This is a genomic window from Pseudomonas sp. TWR2-1-1, from assembly GCF_049897045.1.
Lineage (GTDB): Bacteria > Pseudomonadota > Gammaproteobacteria > Pseudomonadales > Pseudomonadaceae > Aquipseudomonas > Aquipseudomonas versuta.
On record NZ_JAFCVM010000007.1, the window covers coordinates 53,854 to 74,930 of the forward strand.

At 61.8% G+C, this 21,077-nt stretch carries 18 protein-coding genes; 14 read left to right on the forward strand and 4 right to left on the reverse strand.

The genetic code is table 11. From position 1 onward, the window contains the following. From ACP7BO_RS17780 to ACP7BO_RS17790, 3 genes are read left to right on the forward strand one after another with little or no spacing between them, the layout of a single operon-like run. Complete coding sequence (locus ACP7BO_RS17780; protein WP_426211816.1) at positions 1–870, forward strand: branched-chain amino acid ABC transporter permease; 870 nt, start codon at positions 1–3, stop codon at positions 868–870. After that, positions 867–3,359, forward strand: a complete 2,493-nt coding sequence (locus ACP7BO_RS17785) for an ATP-binding cassette domain-containing protein (protein WP_426211818.1) — start codon at positions 867–869, stop codon at positions 3,357–3,359. The genes ACP7BO_RS17780 and ACP7BO_RS17785 overlap by 4 nt, the downstream gene beginning before the upstream one ends. Next, a complete protein-coding gene (locus tag ACP7BO_RS17790) occupies positions 3,356–4,600 on the forward strand; it encodes an amidohydrolase family protein (protein ID WP_426211820.1) in 1,245 nt (414 codons plus the stop codon). Before ACP7BO_RS17785 ends, ACP7BO_RS17790 begins: the two co-directional genes overlap by 4 nt. 764 nt (positions 4,601–5,364) lie before the next feature. Here ACP7BO_RS17790 and ACP7BO_RS17795 read toward each other — a convergent pair. From ACP7BO_RS17795 to ACP7BO_RS17805, 3 genes are all read right to left on the reverse strand, one after another. Then, positions 5,365–6,057 carry a GntR family transcriptional regulator gene (locus tag ACP7BO_RS17795; RefSeq protein WP_073508655.1) on the reverse strand — a complete coding sequence of 231 codons (693 nt, stop codon included), beginning with the start codon at positions 6,055–6,057 and terminating at the stop codon, positions 5,365–5,367. A gap of 113 nt (positions 6,058–6,170) precedes the next feature. Next, positions 6,171–7,742, reverse strand: coding sequence for a gamma-glutamyltransferase family protein (locus tag ACP7BO_RS17800; RefSeq protein ID WP_426211822.1), 1,572 nt, complete (start codon positions 7,740–7,742; stop codon positions 6,171–6,173). A 131-nt stretch (positions 7,743–7,873) separates the two neighbouring features. Then, positions 7,874–8,842 carry a LysR family transcriptional regulator gene (locus ACP7BO_RS17805; protein ID WP_253187788.1) on the reverse strand — a complete coding sequence of 323 codons (969 nt, stop codon included), beginning with the start codon at positions 8,840–8,842 and terminating at the stop codon, positions 7,874–7,876. Between the two features lie 152 nt (positions 8,843–8,994). On the opposite strand from ACP7BO_RS17805, the gene ACP7BO_RS17810 reads away from it, so the two are divergent. The 7 genes from ACP7BO_RS17810 to ACP7BO_RS17840 all read left to right on the forward strand — a co-directional run bounded on the left by ACP7BO_RS17810 (position 8,995) and on the right by ACP7BO_RS17840 (position 15,762). Beyond that, a complete protein-coding gene (locus ACP7BO_RS17810; protein ID WP_060693358.1) occupies positions 8,995–10,299 on the forward strand; it encodes an MFS transporter in 1,305 nt (434 codons plus the stop codon). 12 nt (positions 10,300–10,311) lie between these two features. Beyond that, positions 10,312–11,067 (forward strand): class II aldolase/adducin family protein, encoded by a 756-nt coding sequence (locus ACP7BO_RS17815; RefSeq protein WP_060693360.1) that lies wholly within the window; start codon positions 10,312–10,314, stop codon positions 11,065–11,067. Next, the gene (locus ACP7BO_RS17820; RefSeq protein ID WP_060693361.1) at positions 11,064–11,993 is read left to right on the forward strand and encodes a 2-hydroxyacid dehydrogenase; all 930 of its coding nucleotides are present in this window, start codon (positions 11,064–11,066) and stop codon (positions 11,991–11,993) included. The genes ACP7BO_RS17815 and ACP7BO_RS17820 overlap by 4 nt, the downstream gene beginning before the upstream one ends. Before the next feature lie 22 nt (positions 11,994–12,015). Next, complete coding sequence (locus ACP7BO_RS17825) at positions 12,016–13,245, forward strand: Zn-dependent hydrolase (RefSeq protein WP_426211826.1); 1,230 nt, start codon at positions 12,016–12,018, stop codon at positions 13,243–13,245. A 135-nt stretch (positions 13,246–13,380) separates the two neighbouring features. After that, on the forward strand, positions 13,381–14,715 hold the full coding sequence (locus ACP7BO_RS17830; protein WP_397457181.1) for an MFS transporter: 1,335 nt from the start codon (positions 13,381–13,383) through the stop codon (positions 14,713–14,715). Between the two features lie 46 nt (positions 14,716–14,761). Then, positions 14,762–15,145: a RidA family protein gene (locus ACP7BO_RS17835; RefSeq protein ID WP_426211829.1), complete on the forward strand. Its 384-nt coding sequence runs from the start codon at positions 14,762–14,764 to the stop codon at positions 15,143–15,145. Further along, a complete protein-coding gene (locus ACP7BO_RS17840; RefSeq protein ID WP_426211831.1) occupies positions 15,142–15,762 on the forward strand; it encodes an RraA family protein in 621 nt (206 codons plus the stop codon). Before ACP7BO_RS17835 ends, ACP7BO_RS17840 begins: the two co-directional genes overlap by 4 nt. Positions 15,763–15,807: 45 nt before the next feature. On the opposite strand, the gene ACP7BO_RS17845 is transcribed toward ACP7BO_RS17840, so the two are convergent. Continuing rightward, entirely contained in the window at positions 15,808–16,581 is a 774-nt protein-coding gene (locus ACP7BO_RS17845; RefSeq protein ID WP_397457183.1) for an IclR family transcriptional regulator domain-containing protein, read from the reverse strand. 144 nt (positions 16,582–16,725) lie between these two features. On the opposite strand from ACP7BO_RS17845, the gene ACP7BO_RS17850 reads away from it, so the two are divergent. The 4 genes from ACP7BO_RS17850 to ACP7BO_RS17865 all read left to right on the forward strand — a co-directional run bounded on the left by ACP7BO_RS17850 (position 16,726) and on the right by ACP7BO_RS17865 (position 21,073). Next, positions 16,726–17,541, forward strand: coding sequence for a shikimate dehydrogenase family protein (locus ACP7BO_RS17850; RefSeq protein WP_426211834.1), 816 nt, complete (start codon positions 16,726–16,728; stop codon positions 17,539–17,541). A gap of 30 nt (positions 17,542–17,571) precedes the next feature. Further along, positions 17,572–19,350: an FAD-dependent oxidoreductase gene (locus ACP7BO_RS17855; RefSeq protein WP_426211836.1), complete on the forward strand. Its 1,779-nt coding sequence runs from the start codon at positions 17,572–17,574 to the stop codon at positions 19,348–19,350. Further along, the gene (locus tag ACP7BO_RS17860) at positions 19,319–19,639 is read left to right on the forward strand and encodes an NIPSNAP family protein (protein WP_060693375.1); all 321 of its coding nucleotides are present in this window, start codon (positions 19,319–19,321) and stop codon (positions 19,637–19,639) included. Before ACP7BO_RS17855 ends, ACP7BO_RS17860 begins: the two co-directional genes overlap by 32 nt. A 75-nt stretch (positions 19,640–19,714) precedes the next feature. Continuing rightward, a complete protein-coding gene (locus ACP7BO_RS17865; protein WP_426211838.1) occupies positions 19,715–21,073 on the forward strand; it encodes an MFS transporter in 1,359 nt (452 codons plus the stop codon). Positions 21,074–21,077: the final 4 nt, after the last annotated feature.

The following is a 21,077-nucleotide window of genomic DNA, read 5'->3' on the forward strand; positions in this document are numbered from 1 at the left end:
ATGTTCACCGCCGCCATCGTCACCGGCCTCGGGCTGGGCAGCATGTACGCGTTACTGGCGCTGGGTTTTCACCTGACCTGGGTTGTCTCGCGAACCGTCAACTTTGCCCAGGGCAGCGCCATGATGGTCGGCGCAGTGCTGGGCTACACCTTTTGCATCACCTGGGGCTGGTCACTGTGGCTGGCCCTGCCGCTGACGCTGTGCCTTTGTGCCCTGTACGGCCTGGTGATCGAACGCTGGTTGGTGCGGCCGTTCCACAGCCGCGGCTCGCAGGCCTGGCTGATGGCAACCGTCGCGGGCGGGATTCTGGTGGATAACCTGGCACTCTTTACCTTTGGCAAGGAGCCTCGTCAGTTCGAGAGCAGCCTGGTCAACCTCAAGGTCGAGTTGTTCGCCAGCAATATTGGCGCCCTGCAATTGCTGATCCCGCTGGCAGGCGCGGGCATTGCCCTGGCGCTGTACCTGGTGCGGCGTTACACCCGGCTGGGCAAAGTGCTTGAGGCCTGCGTGCAAAATCCACGGGCGGCGATGCTGATGGGGATCAACGTCAATCGCGTGGTGGCCATCGCCTTTGCCCTGTCCACGGTGTTCGCCGGGATCGCCGGCCTGTTGATTGCGCCGCTGTTCAGTGTCAACGCGGAAATGGGCATGCTGTTCGGCCTCAAAGCGTTTGCGGTGGCCATTCTCGGTGGCATCAGCAGCGCAGGCGGCGTATTCACCGCCGGGTTGCTGTTCGGCCTGACCGAAGCCTTGATCACCCTGTATTTCGGCTCCGCGTTCACCCAGATATTCACGTTTGCGCTGGTCATTCTCGCATTGGCAATACGCCCCAACGGTCTCTTCGGCAGCCAGGCACTGGTGAAAGTATGAAAAACCTCAACACCCTGGCCGCACCGGCCGGCATTGCCCTGCTCGCCGTGGCCTGCGTGGCCATGGCTTTCACTCTGGACAGCTACTCATTACTGGTTTTCACCCTCTGCGCCCTGGCGGCGGTGGTCGGCGTGGGCCTCAATATCCTGATCGGTCTCAGCGGGCAGATTTCCTTCGGTCATATTGCCTTCTACGCCATCGGCGCCTATGTCTCGGCACTGTTGACCATGGCCGGCTGGCCGCTGTGGCTGGCGCTGCCAGTCGCCGGCGCGGTTGCAGGGCTGATCGGGGCGCTGCTGGCGATTCCCGCACTGCGGGTCAGCGGCCCGTATCTGGCGATGATCACCATTGCTTTTGCCTTTGTGGTGCATCACAGCCTCATCGAATGGCGGGAGGTGACTGGCGGCTCCAACGGTTTGATGGGGATCCCGCTGCCAGAGTTTGCCGGTCTCGATCCGGCCGTACTGCTCGCGCTGCTGGCTGGCGCACTGATGATTGGAGCGCTGCTGTTTTATCAGCGCCTGAGCCACAGCAGTTGGGGCAAGGCCATGCGCGCGGTCAAAGCCTCGGAAATTGCTGCCCGCTCACTGGGCTTCAACCCGGTGCTCAGCAAAACCCTGGCCTTTGCCTTGTCGGCCGCCCTGACCGGGCTGGCGGGCGGTTTGCTCGCGCCCTTGATGATGTTCATCAACCCGGAATCCTTTCCGTTCACCCAGTCCATCCTGTTTGTGCTGGCCGTGATCGTCGGCGGCAGCGGCATGCTGTTCGGACCGCTGATTGGCGCACTGCTGATTGTGCTGGTACCGGAGCTGCTATCGGATTTTGCCGAGTACCGCCTGCTGATTTTTTCCGTAATGCTGCTGGTGGTGCTGTGGATCGCACCCAACGGCCTGCTGGGCGCCCTCGCCCGCCGCTGGATCAAGCCGCCCCGGCTGCTGGCGCCGACGCAGATTAATCAGCAACGCATCGCCGCGTATCTGCGCAGCCGTGGCCCGTCCACCGGCTTGCGGGTCACCGACATCGGGATTCGCTTCGGTGGCGTGCAGGCCGCGCAACACGTCAGCCTGGATGCGCCCGCCGGCAGCATTACCAGCATCATCGGCCCCAACGGCGCCGGGAAAACCACGGTGCTGAACATGATCAGCGGGTTTTATGCGCCCGACAGCGGCCAGATTGAACTGCAACAGCCACTGGCCGGGCTGGCGGCCTGGAAAAGCGCCCGGGCCGGTATCGCCCGCACCTATCAGACCACCCTGCTGTTCGGTGAAATGTCGGTCATGGACAACCTGCTGGTGGCGATGCAAAAAGGTCGCCTGGGCCTGCCATTCAGTCTTGCCAGTGCCGGGCAGCGCAGCCTGGCACTGGATCTGCTGGCCCTGGTGGGCTACCGCGGCGAGGTCAATATTGCCGCCGAAGACTTGCCCCATGTGGACCGTCGCTTGGTGGAAATCGCCCGGGCACTGGCCACAGCTCCTGCGGTCTTGCTGCTGGATGAACCGGCTGCGGGTCTGAGTCGGCGCGACACCGATGAACTGGCCGTGCTGCTGCGCAAGCTGGCGGACTTTGGCCTCACGGTGATTCTGGTGGAGCATGACATGGCGCTGGTGATGGCCGTGTCTTCCCACCTGCTGGTGCTCGACGCCGGCAAGCCGATCGCCTCGGGGCCACCGGCTGAAATCCGCCAGAACCCGCAAGTGATTGCGGCGTATCTGGGGGGCACCGACTATCAGGCGACACCTCGTGAACAGGTCTGGGACGGTAGCCGCGATGCACGCCTGTACGTCAAGGACCTGGTCATCGATTACGGCGCATCGGCCGTGGTGGACAAGGTCAGTCTGCTGGTCAATCCCGGCGAGCTGGTGGCGATTCTCGGCGCCAACGGCGCGGGCAAATCGAGCATCCTGCAATGCCTGGCCGGGCTGCATCGCGCCACCAGCGGCAGCATCCTGCTGGACAACGAAAACATCGAGCAGGCCAACGCCAGCACCATCGCCGCAAAAGGCCTGGCGCTGGTGCCGGAAGGCCGTCAGGTTTTCCCTTATCTGAGCGTGCGCGACAACCTGCTGCTCGGAGGCTATTCGCGCCGCGAGGCGTTTGATGCCGAGGCTGAAATCGAGGCCATTCTCAAGCGCTTTCCGCGGCTGCGCGACCGTATCGACAACCCGGCCGGGCTGCTTTCCGGGGGCGAGCAACAAATGGTCGCGGTGGGTCGCGGCCTGATGGCCAAACCCAAAATCCTGCTGCTCGATGAGCCCTCGCTCGGTCTGTCACCGGCCATGATCGGCGAGCTGTACGACGCACTGGCCGCGCTGCGCGACGAGGGCGTGACCATCCTGCTGGTGGACCAAATGGCCAACCTGGCACTGCAAGTGGCGGATCGCGCTTATGTGCTGGAAACCGGGACCATCGTCAAAGCCGCCAGCGCTGCACACTTGCGTGAGGACACCGAACTGGCGGCCGCTTACCTGGGTGAAGGAGTCAGCGCATGAACGCCATGAAAATCATCAACGCACGGCTGGGTGACGATCACCGCACCAGCGTGCTGTATGTCGAGAACGGCTACTTCGTCACAGCCTTCAGCGCCGACACCCGTCAATGGCAGACCCTGGACCTGTGCGGCCGGCTCATGTTGCCGGGCCTGATTGAAACCCACATCCATCTGGACAAGGCCTGCATCATGCAGCGCTGCCAGCTGCACGAAGGCACGCTGGCCGAAGCCGTAGCGCAAACCCGGGCCGCGAAGGCAGAGTTCACCGAAGACGATGTGTACCGGCGCGCAGCCCTGGTGCTGGATAAGGCGATACTGCAAGGCACCACGCACATGCGCACCCACGTGGAACTGGACCCGCAGATCGGCCTGACCGGGTTCAATGCCGTACGCCGGTTGCAGGCGGATTATGCCTGGGCGATCAGCCTGCAAATCTGCGTGTTCCCCCAGGAAGGCCTGCTGAACAATCCAGGGACTGAAGCCTTGTTGTGTCAGGCCCTGGAAAGCGGTGCCAGCGTGCTGGGCGGCTGCCCCTACATGGACAGCGACCCGAACGGGCAGATCCGCCGCCTGTTCGAACTGGCGGTGCGCTACAACTGCGACCTGGACTTGCATCTGGATTTCGACCTTAACCCTGAAGGCATGACCGTGATGGAGGTGGCGCGGTGTACACAGCAGCATGGCTGGGGGGGACGCGTGACCGTCGGCCACGTGACCAAGCTATCGGCCCTGCCCCGCGAGCCACTCACGGTGCTGGGCCTGCACCTGGCGGAAACCGGGGTACAGGTGACATGCCTGCCCAGCACCGACCTGTTCCTGATGGGTCGCGAGGCCTTTCACAACAAGCCCCGGGGGCTGGCGCCACTGGCGCAACTACACGAGTGCGGGGTGACCTGCTCGGTGTCCACCAACAACCTTGGCAACCCGTTTACACCCTATGGTGATGCGTCCCTGATCCGCCAGGCCAACTTGTTTGCCAACGTCAGTCAGATGGGGACAGAAGCGCAACTGCGCCAATGCCTGGCCTGGGTTTCAAGCGAATCGGCGCGCCTGTTGCGCTTGACTGATTACGGCCTACTGGCGGGCTGTCGTGCCGACTTCATCGTGTTTGACGCATGCTCGCCTGCGGCGGTAATTGCCGAAATCAGCGCACCGCTGATGGGCTTCAAGGGCGGCCGGCAAACGTTCAGTCGCCCGGCTGCCACCTTGCACAAACCCGAACCACAAACCCAAACCCTGTAGGAGCGAGCTTGCCTCGCGAGCTCTTCATTGCGGCGTTGAAAAGCTCGCGAGACAAGCTCGCTCCTACAGGGGGCGTGCTATACACACATCAACAGCCGATGTCATCGCGGGCAAGCCCGCCCCCACACACAGAAAGCGTTTTTTGTAGGAGCGAGCTTGCTCGCGAGCTCTTCATTGCGGCGTTGAAAAGCTCGCGAGCAAGCTCGCTCCTACAGGGGGCGTGCGTTACGTACATCAACAGCCGATGCCATCGCGGGCAAGCCCGCCACCACACACAGAGCGTTTTTTTGTAGGAGCGAGCTTGCTCGCGAGCTCTTCGTTGCTGCGTTGAAAGGCTCGCGAGCAAGCTCGCTCCTACAGGAGTCGTGCGATACACACATCAACAGGCGATGTCATCTTGGGCAAGCCCGCCCCACATACAGAGCGTTTTTTTTGTAGGAGCGAGCTTGCTCGCGAGCTCTTCGTTGCTGCGTTGAAAAGCTCGCTCCTACAGGAGTCGTGCGATACACACATCAACAGCCGATGCCATCGCGGGCAAGCCCGCCCCCACACACAGAGCGTTTTTTTGTAGGAGCGAGCTTGCCTCGCGAGCTCTTCGTTGCTGCGTTGAAAGGCTCGCGAGCAAGCTCGCTCCTACAGGGGGCGTGCGATACACACATCAACAGCCGATGTCATCGCGGGCAAGCCCGCCACCACACACAGAGCGTTTTTTGTAGGGGCGTGCGTTACGCACATCAACAGGCGATGTCGTCTTGGGTGCAACTTCAATCACTCAACGCCTGCCTGAGGTTGAATTCCTCTGGCGCACTTTCTTCAAGGGCCAGCTGCGCTTCCAGTTCATCCAGGTGTTCCAGCATCACGGTCACGGCTTTGTGGTTATCGCCATGCTCCAGGGCGGTGATGATTTGCTGATGCTCATCGGAGGCGCAAGACGGCACGTCATTGCGCTGATACAGCGCCACGATCAATGAACTGCGGACCATCAGGTTGGCGAGGATGTCACTCAATACGGCATTGCCGCTGATCTCGCCCAGCATCAGGTGAAACTCGCTCAGCTCGCGCACGATGGCCCGGCGATCGGTGTCGCTGGTGGCTTTGCGCTCGTTGTTCATGTGGCTGGCAATGCGCTGGCGTTGTTTACGCATCACCGCCGGGGTGATGGCTTCGACAATCGCCCGTTCAATGGCGCGCCGGGCGCTGAAAATATCACGGGCTTCCCTCGCCGTCGGCTGGGCAACCATGGCTCCGCGATTGGCTTCGATGGTCACCACTTTTTGCATGGCCAGACGCTGCAGCGCCACTTGCACATGGTTGCGGTTGGCCTGCAGGGTTTCGACAATCTGTGCTTCGACCAGTCGGGTACCGGGCGGCAGGCGATGCTGGGCGATAGCCTTGAACAGCGCATCGACGATACGTTGCACCTCAAGCTGTTTGGCGGTGACAGTGCTCAACCCCATCCTTCCCTCTATTGTCCAGAAAACCTCATGCCAACACACAAGGCTGCGGCTGACGGGCAATCGGCGGCATTATCCGCCAGTAGCCCGGACCCGGCAAACCCGGGGTTCGACCATTAGTCTGCCTGCCCCAGGCCTGTGCCCTCACCCCGCGGGTCATGCATGGCGCTGCGCCGATCAGCGGCATCAATGGCGATGATTCCGGCGTGGCCGGTCATGGGGCTGCGGGCGGGGATGATTTCCACTTCATGCCCCAGGGTCGCCAGGCCTTCAATAGTCGCGGCCTGCATGTCGCCTTCAAGCTTAAGATTGTCAGTGCTGTCGAAAAAACTGCGCCCCAACAGAAAGCGCGGGGTTTGCAACGCCAGGTCGATGGGCTGCTCAAAGTCGATCAGTTGGGTCGCCAGCACCATCTGGGTTTGCGGTTGACCGTCGCCACCCTGGGTGCCGAAAAACCAGCGGCGGCCATCGTCAGCCAGGTAGCAAGACGGATTGAGCGTGTGCGCCGGACGCTTGCCCGGGGCCCAGCCATTGACGTGCCCGGGGTTGGCATTGAATCCGGCTGCACGGTTGTGCCACAGCACACCGGTATCGCCAAGGATGCAGCCCGAACCGAAATCGTGAAACAGGCTCTGGATCAGACAGGCCGTGCGTCCCTGGGCATCGGTCGCGGCCATCCATACCGTGTCGGCCGGGCGCCCCGGTTCGTTCCACGGGGCGGCATGTTGATCGTCGATGGCATCGGCATACGCCCGCACCTGCAAGTCTTCGAGACTGGCCGTGAAATCCCAGGGCTTGCTCAGCGGATCGCATAACTGCGCATTGCGCCGCAGCAAGCCCTGTTTAATCGCTTCGACCAGGTAGTGGTAGTACAGCGCGCTGGTGTTGCCGGCTTGCGCCAGGGGCTTGTGTTGCAGTGCGGCCATGGCCTGCAAGGTGTACAGACCCTGACACGGGGGCGCGACATTGTAGAGACGGCCTGCGCGGTAGCGCACTGAAATCGGCGCGACTTCAGGAGCCCGGGTCGCGGCCAGGTCGGCAGCCGTCAGGCCACAACCGAGGCGATCAAACTCAGCACCGAAGGCCTGGGCCAGGTCGCCGTGATAGAAGTCCTCCAGGCCTTTTTTGGCCAGGTGCCGCAGGGTGTTGGCCAGTTCCGGCTGGCGCAGGGTGTCGCCCTCGCGCAGCCATCGCCCATCGGTCTTGCACAGACGATGCAGGTCAGGCAATTGCTCGATCAGAGGCTGGCGCAGGGTTTGCCAGAACAGTTGCGATTGCGAAACCGCAGTGCCTGAATCGGCCACGCTTGCCGCGTCTTCCAGCAGGTCGGCCCAGCCGAACCTCGAACCCCACTGGTGGCGACTGATATTGGCGGCGGTCTGCCAGCTGGCCATGGCCCCCGCCGTACTGGCAACCGCACCCGGCCCACGGACGCTGATGGCTGCGCCTTCAGGTAAGCGCTGCCCGGCCTGGCCGATCCCCACGATGGTGCGCACCTTGCTGTCGTGGATCATCCATAGGGCATCGCCGCCCAGGCCGGTCATATGCGGGAAAACCGCAGCCAGCATGGCACTGGCCGCCAGCATCGCATCGATGGCAGTACCGCCCGCATCGAGAATCCGCATACCTGCGGCGCTGGCATCGGCATGCGGGGTACAGATCACGGCACGGCTGGAGGTAGCGATCATGGTTAAAGCACACTCTCTTTGCTAGCTATCGGTAGATTGATTGTTAGCAGAGCAAGATGTGTGCCTTGAAGCGCAGGTTGCCAGGAGACGGGGCAATGGGACGGGGTTAACACCACAGGTCAACGGCCACACTAGATGTTTTGCAGCTCAATCGCCCGGCGAAAAGACTCAAGAAACACCGCCTCGGCGCGAGTCATGCGCTGCTCGCGGTTCCACATCAGGAACACGTCGACATCCGCCACGCCCTCGGCGGGTGGCAGGCGCCAGATCAGGCCGTTATGCAAGTCGATGTCCACCAGGTGCTCGGGCAGGCAACCGATGCCGTAACCGGCGATGATCAGGCGGCGGATTTCTTCAAAGCTTGAAGATGACGCAACGATTTTTCCGGTGAAGCCTTGCTGATCACGAAAGACCGTCAACGGCGATAGATTTCCACCAATCTGGTCACTGGTGAAACTGACAAAGTTTTCTCCTAGCAACGCCTCAAGAGAAAGTCGGCGCTGACCGAAAAGCCGATGGCGCTTGCCGCAGAAAAACGCATAGCGCTGGCGCATGAGCGGCACGCGTTCGAGCTTGGTGTGAGCAAAACGGGACAAGCCGACACCGACGCTGGCGGTCTTCTGGTTCAGCGAACTCTGGATATCGGAACTGCGCATGACTTCCACTTCAAGCTCGACCCGAGGGTGCAGGCAGTGAAAGTCGGCCAAAAACTCATCGTACAAAGCTGACTGCACCTGGCTGATCGACAGCACGCGCACCTTGCCGACGACGTCTTCCTCAACACCTTCGACAGCCATCCCCAGCCGGGAAACGTTGCCGTAGATTTCCTGCGCGATGGCCAGTACTTCCTCGCCGGCCTGGGTCAGGTCGAAACGCGGGCCCCGGCGCAAAATCAACGGGCAATCGAGCTGCTCTTCCAGGCGCTTGAGCGACTGGCTGACCGCCGACTGGGTCACATACAACCGCGCCGCAGCACGACTGATACTGCGCTCCTGGCCAATAGCCAGATAGGTACGCAACAGATTCCAGTCAAGCCGGTCCTTGAGAAATCGCCTGCCCTGCCATGCTCCGGGTACTTCACTCATCACGCTCTCACTCATGGGGCCGCCATTAGTAGCACCGCTAATATACGGAATAAGTATTAGCAAATTGATTAATTATTGGCCGCAGGCGATAAAGCCCGCAAGCGCCACAGAGCGCTACGTGATTGATCCTGAACCCTGCCAAATAACAAATGCTAAAAGGGCTCTGCATGCGAACCTCTTCCAGTCAGCCGCGACGCGCGGCCGCAGCCGCATTCGTTGGCACCACCATCGAATTCTATGATTTCTACATCTATGCCACGGCAGCGGCACTGATTCTGGGGCAAGTGTTTTTCCCCAGCAGTAATCCGGCCCTGAGCACTCTGGCAGCGTTCGGCACCTTCGCTGTGGGCTTCATCGCCCGGCCCATGGCCGGGATGGTGTTCGGGCATTTGGGCGACCGTCTCGGGCGCAAGAAAATGCTGCTCTTCACCATGTTGTTGATGGGCCTGGCAACCACCGGTATCGGCCTGCTACCCAGCTACGCCAGTGTCGGCATCTGGGCGCCGATCGGGCTGGTGACATTGCGCATCGTGCAGGGCATATCGGTTGGCGGTGAATGGGGTGGCGCAGTGCTGATGGCCAGCGAACATGCACCCGCCGGGCGCAAGACCTTTTATGCCTCGTTCGCCCAGCTGGGCAGCCCTGCCGGTCTGCTGCTGGCGCTGATTGCCTTTCGCCTGGTCACCTCACTGGATGCCGAAGCGTTCGCTGACTGGGGCTGGCGCCTGCCGTTCCTGGCCAGCGGTGTGTTGATGATCATCGGTCTGGCGATTCGATTCGGGGTCGAGGAGTCACCCGAGTTCAAGGCCATCGCTGAAAAAGGCGAGACTGCCAAATATCCGGTGCTGGAAGTGCTGCGCACCTGCAAGCGGCAGATCTTCTACGCCGCTTGCGCGGTGACCATTGGCTCGGCCGGTTTCTTCTTTACCAACACCTTCATGCTCACCTACGTCACGCAATATCAGGGCATCTCCCGCGCGACCATTCTCGATTGCCTGTTTCTGGTGACGATCCTGCAGTTCATTTCCCAGCCAATAAGTGCCTTGCTGGCAGAACGCATCGGCGAGGGCCGTTTCCTGATGCTTGCCGCACTGCTGTCGATGGCTGTGCCCTACCCCATGTTTTTGCTGGTGGGCACGCAAAACCTGGCGCTGATGACCCTGGGCATTGCCATGGCAGTCGTCACCCTGTCCGGGCTGTATGCAGTGATCGCCGGCTACATGGCCCAAGCCTTTCCTGCCCACCTGCGCTATAGCGGCATCTCTATTGCTTACCAGTTGATCTGCGCCATCGCCGGCGGCTCGACACCCATCATCGGCACCTTGCTGGCCACCCGCTATGCGGGGCAATGGCTGCCGCTGGCTATTTTCTTCAGCTTACTGGCGGGTATCTCACTGTTCGGTGTGTGCGGCCTGGCACGCCTGCGTGGCGAAACCATGGCAGCAGCACCTGCACCGCAGCCCGCAATTTAATCAGGAGTTCCCATGTTCAAACCCGACACCATCGATGCCGTTGAATGGCAGGCGCGTTGCGACCTGGCGGCCCTCTACCGGCTGGTTGCGCACTTTCGCATGACCGACCTGATCGATACGCATATCACTCTGCGCATTCCCGGGCCGGAGCATCACTTTTTGATCAACCGCTACGGCGTGATTTTCGATCGCATGAAAGCCAGCGATCTGGTGCGCATCGATCAGCACGGCAACGTCATCAATGGGGATGCGGCACACAGCCGCGTCAACGCCGCCGGTTTTATCATCCACTCGGCGATCCACATGGCGCGCCCGGATCTGGACTGCGTGATCCACACCCACACGGCGGCGGGCATGGCCGTTGCGGCCCAGGAGCATGGCCTGCTGCCAATCACCCAGCACGCCCTGAAGTACTACGCCAAGCTCGCCTATCACACCTATGAAGGCATCGCCCTGTCGCTGGATGAACGCAAGCGCCTGGTGGCCGACCTGGGCACGCATAACGCCATGATTCTGCGCAACCACGGCTTGCTCGCCGCCGGCAGCGGCGTGGCCCAGGCATTCCATGAAATCCATTTTCTGGAGCGTGCCTGCCAGGCACAGGTTCAGGCGCTCTCTGGCAACAGCAAACTGGTTTACCCCAGCGAAGAGGTGTGCCGCCTGACAGCACAACAGTTCAACCGTGATGAGTCGCCAGAGATCGTGCAACTGACCTGGAAGGCCGTTCTGACCCTGATCGAAGACCAGCGCGAGTCCTATTGCTCATGACCACCCTCGTATTGCTGAGCAAAGACCACAAGCTGCTCGCACAATTGCAGGCTGCCTTCGCTGAACACGCACCATCACTGCAGGTGGTACTCGCAGATGATCCCGCAGCCGCTCAGGCCCGGGTCGCGGCGTGCTGGCATCCGCCCGCAGGCAGCCTGGCCCGCTTGCCGAATCTGCGTCTGGTGCACTCGGTGGCAGCAGGGGTTGATCACCTTGGCAGCGACACCAGTGGCCCGGTGGTGCCGGTTTGCCGGGTGGTCGATCCCGATCACCGCCAGGGCATGACCGAGTATGTGCGCTGGACCGTGCTGCATTTCCACCGGGACTTTGACCGAGTCATTGCCCAACAGCGCAGCCGTCTCTGGGAGCGCCACCCGCAGCGGCCCGCCGGGCAGTTCAAGGTGGGAGTGATGGGCCTCGGTTCACTGGGCGCAGCCATCGCCAGCGATCTGGCTGGTGCCGGATATGACGTTCGCGGCTGGGCACGCAGCCCGCGCCAGCTTGACGGGGTCGCCTGCCATTACGCCGAGGTCGGGTTTGAGGGTTTTGTCGATGGCCTTGATCTGCTGGTCAACCTGCTGCCGTTGACCGATGCCACGCGCGGCATCTTGTGCAGCCGCACCTTTGACCGGCTGGCCCGCGGTGCCGCCATCGTTAACGTGGGGCGCGGCCAGCATCTGTGCATTGACGACTTGCAGCTGGCACTGCACAGCGGCCAGTTGCGCGGCGCGGTGCTGGACGTGTTCGAACATGAACCACTGCCGGCCGAGCACGCGCTGTGGCACATGCCGGGTGTGGTCATCACCCCGCATATGGCGTCTGCGGCGTCCCACGCCTGCATCGCCCGCCAGGTCGCAGAAAACACCCGCCGGCTTTTATCCGGCGAAGTCTTGAACAACCTGGTGGACCCTTTACTGGGCTACTGACGCAACACGCCAGAGGTATCGCATGAACGTATTGAACTGTAACGGCGAACGGCTGTGGAACAGCCTGATGGAAATGTCCACGATCGGCGCCACCGACCAGGGCGGCAACTGCCGACTGGCCCTGTCTGCCGAAGACCAGGCCGGGCGCGAGCTGTTCATGGGCTGGTGCAAGGAAGCCGGGATGAGCCTGGCTTTCGACGCCATCGGCAACCTCTTCGCCCGTCTTCCCGGGCTGGACGATCATCTGGCCCCGGTGGTGATGGGCAGCCATCTTGATACCCAGCCCAAAGGTGGCCGCTTCGACGGTATCTATGGCGTGCTGAGCGGTCTGGAAGTAGTGCGTTGCCTCAACGAACAGGGGGTACAGAACCGCCGCCCGATCGAAATTGCCGTGTGGACCAACGAAGAAGGTGCACGTTTCACCCCGGCCATGTTCGGCTCGGCGGTATTCACCGGCAGCCTCGCGCTGCAGACCGCACTGGATGCCTGCGATGTTGACGGCATCAGTGTGGCGCAATGCCTGGACGCCACCCGGCATGTCGGTGAATTGGCGCTCCAGCGCCCCTTCGACAGCTATTTCGAAGCCCATATCGAGCAAGGCCCGATCCTCGAAGACAACGGCTTGCCGGTGGGTGTGGTGACCGGTGGACAGGCCATTTGCTGGCTGGATGTCACGGTGCGGGGCATGAGTGCCCACGCCGGCACGACCCCCATGGCCCTGCGCAATGATGCCCTGTTTGGCGTGGCGCAAATGGCCGCGCAACTGGAAGCCCTATGCGCCGATTTCGCACCCCAGGGGCTGGTGACCATCGGCCAACTGAATATCGCCAAGTCATCGCGCAATACCATTGCCGGTAGCGTGACGTTCACGGTCGACCTGCGCCATCACCAGGACTCACAGATTGCCGTCATGGAACAAAGGGTGCGCGAGCACTTCCAGGGCATCGCCGACCAACGTGGCCTGACCCTGGCGATCGAGCGCCACTGGCTGAGCCCGGCCACCCCGTTTGACCGCGAATGCGTGGCGGCTGTGCGTCGAGCGGTAGAGGCCCTGGGCTACCCGCATCAGGACATCGTCAGCGGTGCCGGGCATGACGCCATCCTGCTGGCCCGGCATTGCCCCACCACCATGGTGTTCATCCCTTGCGTGGGCGGCTTGAGCCACAACGAAGCCGAAGACGTACTGCCGGCAGACGCGCGCATGGGCTGCGATGTGCTGCTCAACGCGGTGGTCGAGCGACTGCAACGCTGACACACCAGACAAGGGCACATAGAAGCCCGCATTAACAATAAACAAGCGCCCGGACGCGGGCGCCCGCACTACTCAATACCTGCCAAACAAAAAAACTATATCCATGAGCCCACGCTCGATCTGGAGACATAAGGCATGAACAGTTCTGCGCGCATACCCGACCCGTTGCCTACCGAGGACGCACCGGTCAACATGAGAAAAGTGGCGGTGGCCAGCGTCATCGGCACCACTGTCGAATGGTACGACCTGTTCGTTTTCGCGACCGCGTCGGCGCTGGTATTCAACAAAATTTTCTTCCCCGCCTTCGATGCCCTGGTGGGCACCCTGCTGGCGTTCGGCACCTTTGCTTCGGCCTACGGTGCACGCATCGTGGGCGCGGCCCTGTTTGGTCACTTCGGTGACAAGCTGGGACGCAAATCAATGTTGCTGATCTCCTTGATGGTGATGGGCGCCGCGACCTTCGCCATCGGCTTGCTGCCGGACTATGCCACCATCGGCATCTGGGCCCCGATCCTGCTGTTGACCCTGCGCATCATTCAGGGCCTGGCACTGGGCGGCGAATGGGGGGGCGCCGTGTTGATGGCGGTGGAACATGCCCCTGCCAACCAGCGCGGCCTGTACGGTTCATGGGTGCAGATCGGCGTACCCGCCGGCACCATGATTGCCAACCTGGCCTTTCTGGCCATTGCCAGCATGCTTTCCACCGAAGACCTGCTGGCCTGGGGCTGGCGTATCCCCTTCCTGGGCAGCGCCCTGCTCATCGGCCTGGGGCTGTACATCCGGCTCAACATCACAGAAACACGCGCCTTCAAGCAGGCGAAAAAATCCGAAGAGCAGGTCAAAGTCCCGCTCGCGGAAATCTGCCGCAAGTACTGGAAACAGGTGCTGCTGGGCGGAATCGCGACGATGTCGACCGGGGCCTCGTTCAACATTATCGTCGCCTTCGGCCTCACCTACGGCACCCAGACCCTGGGCTTCAGCCGCCCGGCGATGCTCAGCGTAGTGCTGGCCTCCTGCGCGCTGTGCATCTTCATGCTCCCGGCTTTCGGCGCGCTGTCGGACCGCATCGGACGCAAGCCGGTGATCATCGGCGGCATCATTGCCGAAGCACTGGTGGCGTTCCCGATGTTCTGGTTGATGGACACCCGCGAACTGCCGCTGGTGTTCCTCGGCTACATGCTGCTGATGACTGCTTTTGCGGCCAACTATGGCCCGATTGCCACCTTCCTCGCGGAGCTGTTCGGCACCAAAGTGCGTTATTCGGGACTGTCGGTTGCCTACATGCTGTCCGGGCTGCTCGGCAGCGCCGCTACGCCGATCATCACCACCGCCTTGCTGTCGTGGACGGGCAAAGGGTCTTCCGTGGCCTGGTACATGATCGGCTCGGCCGTCATCTCGCTGATCGCCCTGCTGCTGCTCACTGAGACCTTCAAACGCGACTTGAGCAGTCCCCATGCCAGCCATGCCTGACCCCTGTCAGACCTGCCCTGCCCCCTTAGCCTTGATGAGGTCATACATGAAACGCATTAGCGCAGCTCCCGGAACGATCGGCCCGGTCGGCCCCTACTCCCAGGCCGTTATCAGCGGCAATCTGGTGTTTACCGCCGGGCAAATTCCGGCGCATGACGGGCTCGACTCGCAACCTGAAAGCTTTGAAGAACAGGTACGTCAGACGTTGCGCAACCTGGAGGCAATTCTGATCACAGCAGGTTCCGATTTCGATCATGTGATCAAGGTCAATGGCTACCTGACCGACCCGGCACAACTGGAACCGTTCAACCGCGTCTACAGCGAAGTGCTCGGGCATGCGCCACCGGCCCGGACCACGGTCTGCGTATCACTATGGGGCGTGGCTCTGGAAATTGACTGCATCGCTGAACTAAAAGGCACCCGTCCATGAACAACGATGAACTACGGGAAAAACTTCAACGCGTGAGCTTCGCCACACTGGGGCACTACCTCGAAGAAGGATTCGTCAGCCACGAGATTCGCTCGCAGCTGAACGGGGTAAAAGTGGTCGGCCGCGCCTTCACGCTACGGGTTGTCAATGCCGACGCTTATGCGGTCAACCGGGCGTTGGCCGCTTTGTGCGAGGGCGACGTACTGGTGATCGACATGCAAGGCGATCACCAGCACGCATGTGTGGGCACCGTGACTGCCTGCGCAGCCACGATCCGGGGGGCGAAGGCAATCATTGTCGATGGGGTGGTGACTGACATCGTCGAACTGCGCGAAGCGGGCCTTCCGGTATTTGCCCGCGGTACCAGCCTGCTGACCACCAAGTTGCGCAGCGATCCGGGCAGTGCCATGGGAGTGGCGGTCACTTGTGGCGCAGTGACTGTGCGCCCCGGTGACTGGGTGCTGGCTGACGATAATGGCGTGTTCATCGCCAGTGACGAAGTGCTCGGTGGCGTGATTGATCTGGCCCTCGCCAGCGATGCCGCCGAACCCATGCTGATCGAGTGCATACGCAACGGCGAACCCCTTGAACAGCAGTTGCAGGTGGAGCCGGGGTAGCAGACCTGTTCAGGCCGGCGCCCGCCAGGATACCGGCTTCGCACTTCACAGCATCATGATCGGCCTCAGCAACGCCTGCCCTTCATACAGGGCTGAAAGATAACGTTCACGCATCTCGGCCACGGTCATGCGGGAAGCATGGGTGGTGAGGGTCAGGGCCGCCTGCAGTTGCCGGTCGCGATCAATCAGCGGCACGCTCAATACCCGCATGCCCACTTCATACTCCTGGTCCACCACCACATGGCCACGCTCGGCGCACAGGGCTATTTCATCGCGAATCCGTGCTTCATCCGTCAGGGTATAAGGCGTTATGGCTCGTGGCGGGTTGCGCGAAAAATAGGCGTCCAGTTCCGGCGCAGTCAGGCTCGCCAGCCATAGCCGGCCACTGCCGGTGCAATACATCGGCACCCGTGACCCCGGGCGGATCGACATTGAGGTGATGTGGCTGTAGCGGCTACGGACGATATGCACGATGTCATCACCGTCGCGCACCCCCACCGAGACATGCTCCTGAGTGCTGCGGGCCACCTGTTCGACAATCGGGCGCAGCATGCGCGGCAACACCGCCGAGTCGACGTACGCCTGGCCAATGCGTAAAGCCTTGGCGGTGAGCCAGTAATAACGGCCATCGGTTTGCACGAAGCTGTCATGCACCAGCGTCAGCAAAAATCTGCGGGCAGCGCTTTGGGTCATGCCGGCCAGCCTGGCCGCCTCGGGCACGCTCAATCGCGGATGCTCCTGGGAAAACAGCTGCAACAACGCCAGGCCTTTTTGCAGGCCGACGATCAAATCACGGGAATGGATGGTGGGCTGTTTCACCGGCTGTGCTCTTATTATTGGAAATTAACGCGATTATCGCACTGGCAGTGCGATTATCAATGCACAAGCGCCTCGACTTGATTGTCCGCTTTACAGCCCGCTCGCAGTATTGGCCCACAACAAGCCAATAAGCGGGAGCTCCACATGATTCAGGGTTCGACTGAACTGGTCGCCATCGTCGGCTCACCTGTTGCTCAGGTGAAGTCGCCGGAAAACTTCAACCGCTGGTTCACCGACCATCAGCAGAACATCGCCATGCTCGCCATCGACCTGCAGCACAGTGCGCTGCAAGACTTTGTAAAAGCCCTGCGCGGCTGGCAAAACATGCGCGGCTGCGTGGTGACAGTGCCTTACAAGCAAGTGCTCGCCAGTCATATGGACAGCCTCAGCGACCGCGCAAAAGCCTTGCACTGCGTCAATGTGATCCGCCGCGAGCCTGACGGGCGCCTGGTGGGTGACATTGTTGATGGTGAAGGTTTTCTGAATGCCGCACGCGCGCAGGGTTTCAGTGCGCAGAACAAACAGGCCCTGGTGATCGGCACCGGCGGTGTAGGCAGTGCCATTGCCTATTCACTGTGCGAGGCCGGCGTCAGTCGGCTGGCCATCAACGATCTGAGTAAAGAGCGCGTAGAGGCGCTCGGCAACCTCCTGCGCAGAGACTTTCCAGACGTTGTCATCGACCTGTGCCCGGCCTCGCTGAGTGGCTTGGACCTGGTCGTCAACGCCTCGCCGGTTGGTATGGATGCCAGCGATGACGGTCCCATGCCGCTGCCCGCTGCCCTGATGGAAACCCTCACCAGTACGACACTGGTGGCCGATGTCGTGACGTCCCCTGTCATTACACCGTTTCTTGCCTTCGCCCGGCGCATGGGTTGCCCGATCCAGACCGGTCCGCAAATGGCCCTGGCGCAACTGGGCAACCTCGGCCATTTCATGGGCGTGACACCCCTGCAGATCTGACCCGCCGGTGCTCTTGAAAGGTGATGAACCATGACTAAAACGACTCCCCAGCCGACGCAAATTCCTGCCCTGAGTTATGACGTGATTGTCCTGGGCAGCGGCGCTGCAGGGCTCGCCGCCGCAGTGACGGCCAGTAGCCGGGGCCTCAAAGTGTTGCTGGTGGAAAAGGCCGCGGCCTTTGGCGGCACATCGGCAATTTCCGGCGGCGCGGTGTGGCTGCACGATACCGATCAGGCCCGGGCAGCCGGCCACCATCTGCCGGCAGAACAGATGCGCAATTACCTCAAGCAGGTGATCGGCAAAGGCTATAAACCCGAACTGGTCGAGGCTTTTATCGAACAGGGCCGTGAAGCCCTGCGCTATCTGCAAACCCACAGCGAACTGAAATACAGCCTGCGCCCGCTGTCCCCGGACTATTACCCTGACCTGCCCGGCGGTACGCAGACTGGCCGTGCACTGGAAATCGACGAGTACGACGGGCGCCGGCTGGGCGAGCATTTCAAAGACCTGCAACGCCCACCCGACGGCATGCTGTTGTTCGGCGGCATGATGGTCAATCGCGTTGATATACAGCACTTCCTCAGTTGCAAACGCTCGGCGAAATCGCTCTGGCACTGCCTCAAACTGATGGGGCGTTATGCCATAGACCGCATCAGTCACCCGCGTGGTACCCGCCTCACGGTCGGAAATGCATTGATCGCCCGCCTGGCCACCACGGCCCTGGCCAATGGTGTCGACCTGTGGCTGCAAGCCTCTACAGAATCATTGATAGTCGAGAACTCAAGGGTCGCAGGTGCCCGGATCAGCTGGCGCGGGCAGACCCGCTCGGTACTCGCTCATGGCGGCGTCGTGCTGGCCACCGGTGGGTGCGCCGCAAGCCCCGGGGCAGCCGAACTGCGACCGGTTACCGGTGCGCCACACTGGAGCATGTCGCCTGCCACCAATACCGGCGATGGGCACCAGCTGGCAGCTTCGGTCCAGGCGGCAATGGGCGAACACCTGAAGGCCAACTTCTTCTGGGCCCCGGTCTCGGTGTTGCATAAGGCTGATGGCAGTGTGGAGCGCTTCCCGCATCTTGTGACCGACCGTGCCAAACCCGGCGTGATCGCAGTCAATGGCGCGGGCAGGCGTTTCGTCAATGAGTCCGACTCCTATCACAGCTTCGTCGAAAGCATGTTCGCCAACGATGGCGCCAATGCGCCTTGCTGGCTGATTTGCGATGCCGACGCGCTCAACACTTATGGCCTAGGCCTGGCGCGGCCACGTCCGGTGGACAACAGTGCGCTGATTGATGCCGGCTACCTGTTGCGTGCCGACAGCCTGGCGGAACTGGCGCGTCTGACCGGGGTTGATGCTGCCAACCTGCAGCAGACCCTGACGCAGTTCAACGCCGACGCCGAACAGGGCATGGACCACCAGTTCGGCAAGGGCAGCACGGCCTACAACCGCTATATGGGCGACCCCCTGCATACCCCCAATCCGTGCATCAGGCCGCTGCGCAAAGCGCCCTATTACGCCATCCAGTTGTTTACCGGTGACCTCGGTTCTGCCCGCGGGCTGGTCACCAATGCCCGGGCCAACGTACTGAACCGACTGGGTGTTCCGGTCCCGGGCCTGTATGCCGCGGGCAATGAAATGAATTCGATCATGGACGGCACCTACCCCGGCCCCGGCATCACGCTGGGCCCCGGCCTCACTTTCGGCTATCTCGCGGCGAGCGATATCGCCCGCCAGTTGCAAGAGCCCCCTTCACACCTGTCTCACTCTGGAGAAAACCATGTATTACGAACTGCGCACTTACACCATTAAACCCACCAAACTCGGTGACTGGCTGGCCCTGTATAAAAGCGCTGCGCTGGCCGTGCAGCAAGAGTATCTGGGCAATCTGGTCGGTTTCTTCACCACCGAATTTGGCGAGGCCAATCAAGTGGTGCATATCTGGGGCTATGCCAGCCTCGACGATCGTATTGCCCGCCGTAGCGCAATGGCGGCCGACCCCCGCTGGCAGGCCTTCGCCAGCCAGAACAAAGAACTGGACGCCGTGGTAACCCTGGAGTCCCGACTGCTGCGCCCGACCGATTTTTCACCCTTGAACTGATTGATCACAGCCTTCAGCCGCTTGCACCTGCGAGCGGCTGAGCCCTCGCTAATAAGAACAATAATGGAGGCCGCCATGAGCGCCCTGCCGTCGGTCAATGTCGACCATTTGATCAACACCCGCCCCATGACTCCCATGCAGTGGCGAATAGTGCTGCTGTGTTTTCTGGTCATCGCCCTGGATGGTTTCGATGCAGCAATCATGGGTTTCATTGCCCCTGAATTGGCCCGCGACTGGGCCGTCAGCAAGCTGAGCCTGGGCCCGGTCATGAGTGCGGGGCTGATCGGCGTGGCCATCGGCGCCCTGATTGCCGGGCCCCTGGCGGACCGTGTGGGACGCAAGCCGGTGCTGATTTGCGCCGTAGCATTCTTCGGCGCACTGACCCTGGCCTCGGCTTTCGCCCCCGACCTGGACTGGATGGTGGCCCTGCGGCTGCTGGCGGGCCTTGGCCTGGGGGCGGCCATGCCCAACGCCGGGACCATGGTCAGTGAGTACACACCGCTGCAACGCCGATCGATGCTGATTACCGTCGTGCTCAGCGGCTTCACTTTTGGCGCCGCAGCGGGCGGATTTACTTCGGCTTACATGATTCCGGTTTTCGGCTGGAAAAGCATCTTGCTGGTGGGCGGCCTGCTGCCCTTACTGGCATTACCCCTGTTAATCAGCGCCATGCCTGAATCCTTGCGCTGGCTGGTCGCCCGACGACCTGCCAGGCACCACGCCCGCAGTGCCCGGATCATCCAACAACTGGCACCGGATCAGGCTAACGGCCAAGCATGCCTGAGCGTTGACGAGGCCCCTGCTACTGTCTCCAGCCCGATCGGGCAGATTCTCTCCAGGGGCTTTTTTACCGGCACCTTACTGCTGTGGCTGATCTATTTCATGGGGTTGTTCCTGGTCTACCTGCTGGGCAGCTGGTTACCGACGCTGATCAAGGACAATGGCATGAGCGTCAGCGACGCTGCGCTGATCACGGCTCTGTTCCAGTTTGGCGGGACTGTCGGTTCGCTGTTACTGGGCTGGTTGATTGATCGCAGTAACCCGCACCGCACACTCGCTGTGGTTTACCTGCTGGGCGGCCTGGCGATTTACCTGATCGGCACCGCCAGCCACGGCTTCGCCCTGTTCGCCCTGCTGGCGGCGGCAGCCGGGTTCTGTATGAACGGCGCAAACGCCTGCATGTATGCACTGGCGGCCAATTTCTATCCCACCCAGGCGCGCGCAACCGGGGTCAGCTGGATGCGCGGCATCGGCGGGCTGGGTTCAATCGCCAGCGGGTTCGCCGGAGCCCACATGCTAGGGGCCGGCTGGACATTCGCAACCGTCTTTACCGCCCTGGCAGTCCCGGCCCTGATCGCTGGCATCGCGGTGTTCCTCAAGGGCAATGTCATGCCACCGGCCGGTCTGGCCCAACCTCACTCCTTGTTGCGGTAACCCT